This is a genomic window from Eudoraea sp. (assembly GCF_049669105.1).
Taxonomy (GTDB): domain Bacteria; phylum Bacteroidota; class Bacteroidia; order Flavobacteriales; family Flavobacteriaceae; genus Eudoraea.
In genome coordinates, this window is sequence record NZ_JBATKE010000228.1 from 1 (window position 1) to 5925 (window position 5925).

Here is a 5925-nt window from a genome sequence, read left to right on the forward strand (position 1 = left end):
AATTAGAGATTATAAGGAACGGGTGGGGAGTAGCAACAAAAAATCCCCGTAAGCCTAACACTTACAGGGATTAATTAATATTTAGGTTGGTTATTTAATCCATTTTGATTTTTCATTTAATCTCCCCATAGCTTATGTAAGCGGAGGCAAGATCTTATCCTCGGAAGCCTGTAAGGGCGTAGGAGCGATTATTGGACTCCCGCTGCTGTTATTATCATAAACATTATCACAGAAATAAACAGACATCCGGCTGCCACAAAAAAGTCGATTATACTGAATCCTTTATGTCTCTGAGCCATAGGTTTTTATTTTAAATTAATAATTAATCAAATGCAAATCCTGTGAACACCCTAAAAATAAAGGCATAAAGGACCATAGCATACATTATAAAACTAAACCAGGCAAAGGCCTCAAAGTACTTCTTTACAATAATATTTCCCAAATTCCTGAAACCTTCTAAATAGATTTCTTTAATAAGTAAAGCTGTTTTCATATCCCAAATCTTAAAATTATTATGCTGCTAAATTGTGGCTTTTATCAATTCCTATTTCAAATTATAGGTAAAAAACACATTTATTTGATAAAATGTATTCTCACTATTGCAGAGCGTTAAAAAACGTGGATTAACGAATTTTACCATATTGTTTCTTATGGGTGAACAACCCTATAAAACCGACCAACTGGGCTAAAAAAGAAAATGTGGTTTTAAAAGGAATATATTACCAGAATGAAAATAGAAATTACAAAACACAAACAGGCAAAGAGTACTGCCGGATATTTTGACAATAAGCTACCTGGTCTACCAAAATTCCGAACCAGGTATTTATTTAAATTTAAAAAAGGCTTTATAATGATTAATTAATAGGAAAGGAAACGTTCTACAAATACTAGTCAAAGGCAAAGCCGGTTGATATCCTGTAAATGAGGGCGTATAGCACTATAAAGAACATGATAAAACTAAACCATGCAAAGGCTTTAAAATATTTCTTGACAATAATGTTGCCAAGGTTCCTGAAACCTTCTTTATATACTTCTTTAATAAGTAGTATTGTCTTCATAAACTAAGATTTGTGATTGTTAGTTAGACTACAAAGCACATACCTCGTTTACTATTTTTCATTAATTCTAGTCGTATTTGAAGATTAACCGGTTGAATTGTACCAAAATGAGGTCCTGGCTCAAAAGCACTTCGAATTGTAATACTTTGTGAATAGGATTAGCGGTGCGCTTTATCGATAAACGACACCTGGCTGGAATCCCAGGGAATACTTGTAGAAAGTGATTTAGTTTTAAACTAAAAAAACCCACCGGGATTTCCCGGCGGGTTTTTACTTTTTAAGTAAACAATTGATTTGTAATTAATAAATTTCTATTGAGGATATCACTGTCTATGTAAATTGATCCCCATGTGCCAATAACCAATTTAAAAGTGACATGCCTTAAAACAGGTTTATTGGAAATCAGCGTCGTTATCGCCTTCTCCTATAGGCTCTTTCCCGGTTCTGATGTAACCCATATTTAAGTTTATAGAAAAACTAAAATAAATTGGTTTTTCATTTCTTAAAATGTCTATAATATTCGGATACATTGACAAAGGGTAGCGTAAGTACACTAATTTATTTCTTTTATCATAACTATTTTCAGGTACACTTTTATTATCCGGATAGAAGTTTATCTGTACAACAAAATCATCATGGTTATAACATTTTATAAGGGCACGCGGGTAAACACGATTCTTATCAGCTCCGCCGGCTTGAAAGTGAACCCAATAATGGTCTATTTCGCTATCTAGTAACTTCATTGTATCTAGTTTAATTGATTAATAAGGTAACAAGTTAAAGATTATTTCACAAGATAGAAATAGAAATAGAAAAAAAGGATAATTTTTTGTTTTAAAGCCGTAAATTTTTCATGCTGGCGACTATCAGGATCAAGGATTTATAATTGGTTTAAAGTATTTAAGTGAATTCATGTTGATTTAATGTGTTTTTGGTGAAATGTGATATAGAAAAATGAAATGTCAGGTTCAGGACTTACACATTTTAATACCAATCAAAATAAAAAAGCTCCACAAATTGTGAAGCTTTATAACGTAAGGCACCGTAGTACGGCGAATATATACCTCGGGTGGGACTGAATTACTTTGCAATTCTTTCCAAGAAAGCTCGCTTTGAAAATCACAAAAGGAAACACATCGCTTTATTTCAAAAAAAAAAGCGAGCTTCATCTTTGAAACTCGCTTATAATTCCACTCTTTTGTGGTTTATTCGTACCTCGGGTGGGAATCGAACCCACACGTCCGAAGACACTGGATTTTGAATCCAGCGCGTCTACCAGTTCCGCCACCGAGGCAAACGGACTGCAAAGCTAAAAAATAATTTCGTTTGCAAAACTAAAATAACCCACATTTATCCTTTAGCAACCCAAATAAATTTTTAAATTTGCACCTCCTTAAGAATCAGGGGTTTTAAGAAACTAGAAAACAAGAGATTAACCATGGCTTATCAAGTACCGGAACCGAAGATTTTTGCCTGCACCCAGAGTATGGAATTAGGCAAAAAAATTGCCAAGTCTTATGGTGCAGATTTAGGAAAGGTTTTGTTTTCTCATTTTAGCGACGGTGAGTTTCAACCTTCATTTGAAGAGTCTATTCGCGGTACAAGAATTTTTGTAATAGGTTCTACAAATCCAAGTTCTGAAAATCTTATGGAAATGCTGTTGATGTTAGACGCTGCAAAGCGGGCATCAGCCAGGCATATTACCGCTGTAATTCCCTATTATGGTTGGGCCAGGCAAGACAGAAAGGATAAACCAAGAGTTCCTATCGCCGCTAAGCTAATAGCCAAGATGTTGGAAACTGCAGGGGCAACACGGATAATCACCATGGACCTGCATGCAGATCAGATACAAGGATTCTTTGAAAAACCAGTAGACCATTTATTTGCGTCAACATTATTCCTTCCTTATCTGAAAGGCCTTAATTTAGACAACCTTACCATTGCATCTCCCGATATGGGTGGCTCAAAAAGGGCATATGCTTATTCCAAGGCACTTGAATGTGATGTGGTAATCTGTTATAAACAAAGGGCAAAAGCGAATGTAATTTCACATATGGAACTCATTGGTGACGTACAGGATAAAAACGTAGTGCTGGTTGATGACCTCGTAGATACCGCAGGAACTTTAGCAAAAGCCGCCGATCTTATGATGGTACGAGGCGCTAAAAGCGTAAGGGCTATAACCACTCACGCTTTGTTATCAGGCAATGCCTATGAAAAAATAGAAAAATCGCAATTGTTAGAATTGATTGTTACAGATTCTATCCCTATCCAAAAAGAAAGTGGAAAAATACGTGTTTTAAGTTGTGCCGACCTGTTTGCAGACGTTATGCACAGAGTTCATCACAACACTTCAATTGCGTCCAAATTTTTAATGTAAATATTAATTAAACTTAAATAATGAAATCAATTACAATCAAAGGATCAGAAAGAGAAAGCGTGGGCAAAAAGGCAACGAAGGCCCTACGTAATGCTGGAAAGGTTCCTTGCGTGGTATACGGAGGGGAAAAACCATTACACTTTTCGGCGGATGAATTAGCATTCAAAAATTTAGTGTACACTCCAAACGCCCACACTGTAAAGGTTGATTTGGATAAAGGTGACAAGTTAAAAGCAGTAATGCAGGATATACAGTTTCATCCTGTAACCGACAGAATTCTTCATGTAGATTTTTATCAATTGTTTGACGACAAAGAGGTTTCAATGGAAATTCCTGTTCGCTTACAAGGTAATTCCCCGGGAGTAAGAAATGGGGGGCGCTTACTATTCAGAAACAGAAAACTGACTATAAAAGCCTTACCGGACAACCTTCCCGATTTCTTTGACATAGATATTTCTAACTTAAAAATTGGAGATAACATCCTGGTAGAATCCTTGCTTAATGATGACTTTTCAATTTTACAACCAGAATCTACCGTGGTGGTTCAGGTTAAAACTGCACGAGCAGCCATAGAAGTTGAAGAGGAAGATGAAGAAGGCGTAGAAGGCGTAGAAGGTGCTGAAGGTACTGAAGGTGCAACAGAAACTGCCGCTGAAGGTGGAGAAGCCCCAAAAGAAGGCGCTGAATAAATAATCTCAAGCTATCAATAAAAAGCATCCCATCTGTCAAACGTCAGGATTCGGGATGCTTTTGTATTTTTGCCCTTAACCAATTGAGGGTATGAGAAGATTTTTTGAATTTCTTTATGGAAAGGAAAAACGACTAATAGAAGAAACGGATTCCATGAAAAAGTACCTGCTAATTGGCTTGGGAAACATAGGTGATGAATATGCCGATACCAGGCATAATATTGGTTTCCAAGTACTTAACAAACTGTCTGAAAAACAAAAATTCTCCTTTGAGACCCAGAAATTAGGAGATTTAGGTTCCTTTAAAATAAAAGGAAGAAGTGTTTTATGTTTAAAACCATCTACCTATATGAACCTAAGTGGTAAATCTGTAAAATACTGGATGGAAAAAGAAAAAATTCCATTAGAAAATATCCTTGTTATCACTGATGATTTAAACCTCCCCTTTGGAACACTAAGGCTAAAAACAAAGGGCAGTGATGGTGGCCATAATGGTCTTAAGGACATTCAAAACAGCTTGCAAACTGTGAATTACAACCGATTGCGAATTGGAGTTGGTTCTGAATTTAACAAAGGAAGACAAGTAGACTATGTTCTTGGAAAATGGAATGACGAAGAAAAACAAGCACTACCTGAACGGCTGGAGAGAGCCGCTGAGCTTATCGCATCTTTTGTCCTTGCCGGAGTAAAGATAACCATGAATGAGTATAACAATACCTAGCATACCTCATCACACTGACAAGGACTACTAACAAAAAGCTAAGAGTTTATAGCGCCCGAAAAGAATAAATACCTGAATCTGAACTGTTCTCCTCAGCATCCTTGGTGATCACCTTCCAGTAATATACCGTATTAGCTGTAGTATTTATTTCAATGCTGGAGACAGAAGCTGCAGGCGAAGCTACTAAAACCTGTGGAGGAGACACAGTATCAAGGAATATCTCATAACCTACAATATCATTATCAACATCTGCCCCGGACCATTCCAAAACGATTTCTCCGTTGATATCACGCACCATCGAAGCCCCGGATAAAGGAGCTATTACTTGTGCCGGAAAGGGAGCATGGGTAATTTGGGAACCGGCATTGAAAAACTGCCAGGTTGTACTTGATGCAGTTTCCTGCACTTCCGTATTCCTGGTAATAACTAACCACGAAAAAGGAGTTCCTTTTTCAATGGTGAGTTCAGCACTGGTAGATTGCGTACTAACCGTTTGGGTAATATCAGTTAAAACATTCGTTACCCTTAATTCATAAGTGTTTGTGTTGTCTGCGGTCTGCCACTTGAACTCTACCCTGCTTGTTGTTGGAGTTATGCTTACCCCTGTTGTACATAGCGAGTTCTGTAAAGGGGAAGTTAAAACCGCGGCAGAAGGTGGCTTGGGTGAGTCCTTTTTACAGGCTGTAAAAAGCAGGCTTATGAAAACTACTATAACAACTCTCATCGCTTCAACACTTTATAAGTTCCTTTAAAAGTTCCGCCTCTGACATTTACATAATACAGTCCTGAAGGTAATCCAGCAAAATTAAGCGTAAGTGTATCCTCATTTCTAGTATACCTTTGACTGCTAATAAAGCGGCCGTCAGATGCAAAAACGGTAATGTCTACAGGATCTAAAGTTGGTCCTAAAAATATATTTAAAGTCTCAACTACCGGATTTGGATATATAGCTGGAACAGCTGGAATAAAGACAGTATCATCATATGCACCCTGACAAGGAAAATTAGTAGATACTTTTAGGGTATTTATTCCCTGCTTCAGATCCAGTATAATTTCTGAGCCTTCCGTCTGGGTAAG

8 protein-coding genes and 1 tRNA gene are annotated in these 5925 nt (G+C 37.1%); 3 read left to right on the forward strand and 6 right to left on the reverse strand.

Going from position 1 to position 5925, the window contains the following annotated elements; all coding sequences use genetic code 11:
- Positions 1–322: 322 nt before the first annotated feature.
- From WBM60_RS16780 to WBM60_RS16795, 4 genes are all read right to left on the reverse strand, one after another.
- The gene (locus tag WBM60_RS16780) at positions 323–493 is read right to left on the reverse strand and encodes a DUF6747 family protein (RefSeq protein ID WP_424263614.1); all 171 of its coding nucleotides are present in this window, start codon (positions 491–493) and stop codon (positions 323–325) included.
- 394 nt (positions 494–887) lie between these two features.
- Positions 888–1058: a DUF6747 family protein gene (locus tag WBM60_RS16785; RefSeq protein ID WP_424263616.1), complete on the reverse strand. Its 171-nt coding sequence runs from the start codon at positions 1056–1058 to the stop codon at positions 888–890.
- A gap of 392 nt (positions 1059–1450) precedes the next feature.
- Complete coding sequence (locus WBM60_RS16790; protein WP_424263618.1) at positions 1451–1801, reverse strand: hypothetical protein; 351 nt, start codon at positions 1799–1801, stop codon at positions 1451–1453.
- A 469-nt stretch (positions 1802–2270) separates the two neighbouring features.
- Positions 2271–2352 (reverse strand) — tRNA-Leu (locus tag WBM60_RS16795).
- Between the two features lie 144 nt (positions 2353–2496).
- On the opposite strand from WBM60_RS16795, the gene WBM60_RS16800 reads away from it, so the two are divergent.
- The 3 genes from WBM60_RS16800 (at position 2497) to pth (ending at position 4848) form a co-directional block, all read left to right on the forward strand.
- Positions 2497–3438: a ribose-phosphate pyrophosphokinase gene (locus tag WBM60_RS16800; RefSeq protein ID WP_424261076.1), complete on the forward strand. Its 942-nt coding sequence runs from the start codon at positions 2497–2499 to the stop codon at positions 3436–3438.
- 20 nt (positions 3439–3458) lie between these two features.
- Positions 3459–4127, forward strand: coding sequence for a 50S ribosomal protein L25/general stress protein Ctc (locus WBM60_RS16805; RefSeq protein ID WP_424276251.1), 669 nt, complete (start codon positions 3459–3461; stop codon positions 4125–4127).
- Positions 4128–4218: 91 nt separating this feature from the next.
- On the forward strand, positions 4219–4848 hold the full coding sequence (pth, locus tag WBM60_RS16810) for an aminoacyl-tRNA hydrolase (RefSeq protein WP_424261080.1): 630 nt from the start codon (positions 4219–4221) through the stop codon (positions 4846–4848).
- A 46-nt stretch (positions 4849–4894) separates the two neighbouring features.
- On the opposite strand, the gene WBM60_RS16815 is transcribed toward pth, so the two are convergent.
- Positions 4895–5572: a hypothetical protein gene (locus WBM60_RS16815; RefSeq protein ID WP_424261082.1), complete on the reverse strand. Its 678-nt coding sequence runs from the start codon at positions 5570–5572 to the stop codon at positions 4895–4897.
- Positions 5569–5925, reverse strand: a 357-nt coding sequence (locus tag WBM60_RS16820; RefSeq protein WP_424283367.1) for a T9SS type A sorting domain-containing protein, incomplete at its 5' end; no start/stop codon positions are given. The genes WBM60_RS16820 and WBM60_RS16815, both read right to left, overlap by 4 nt.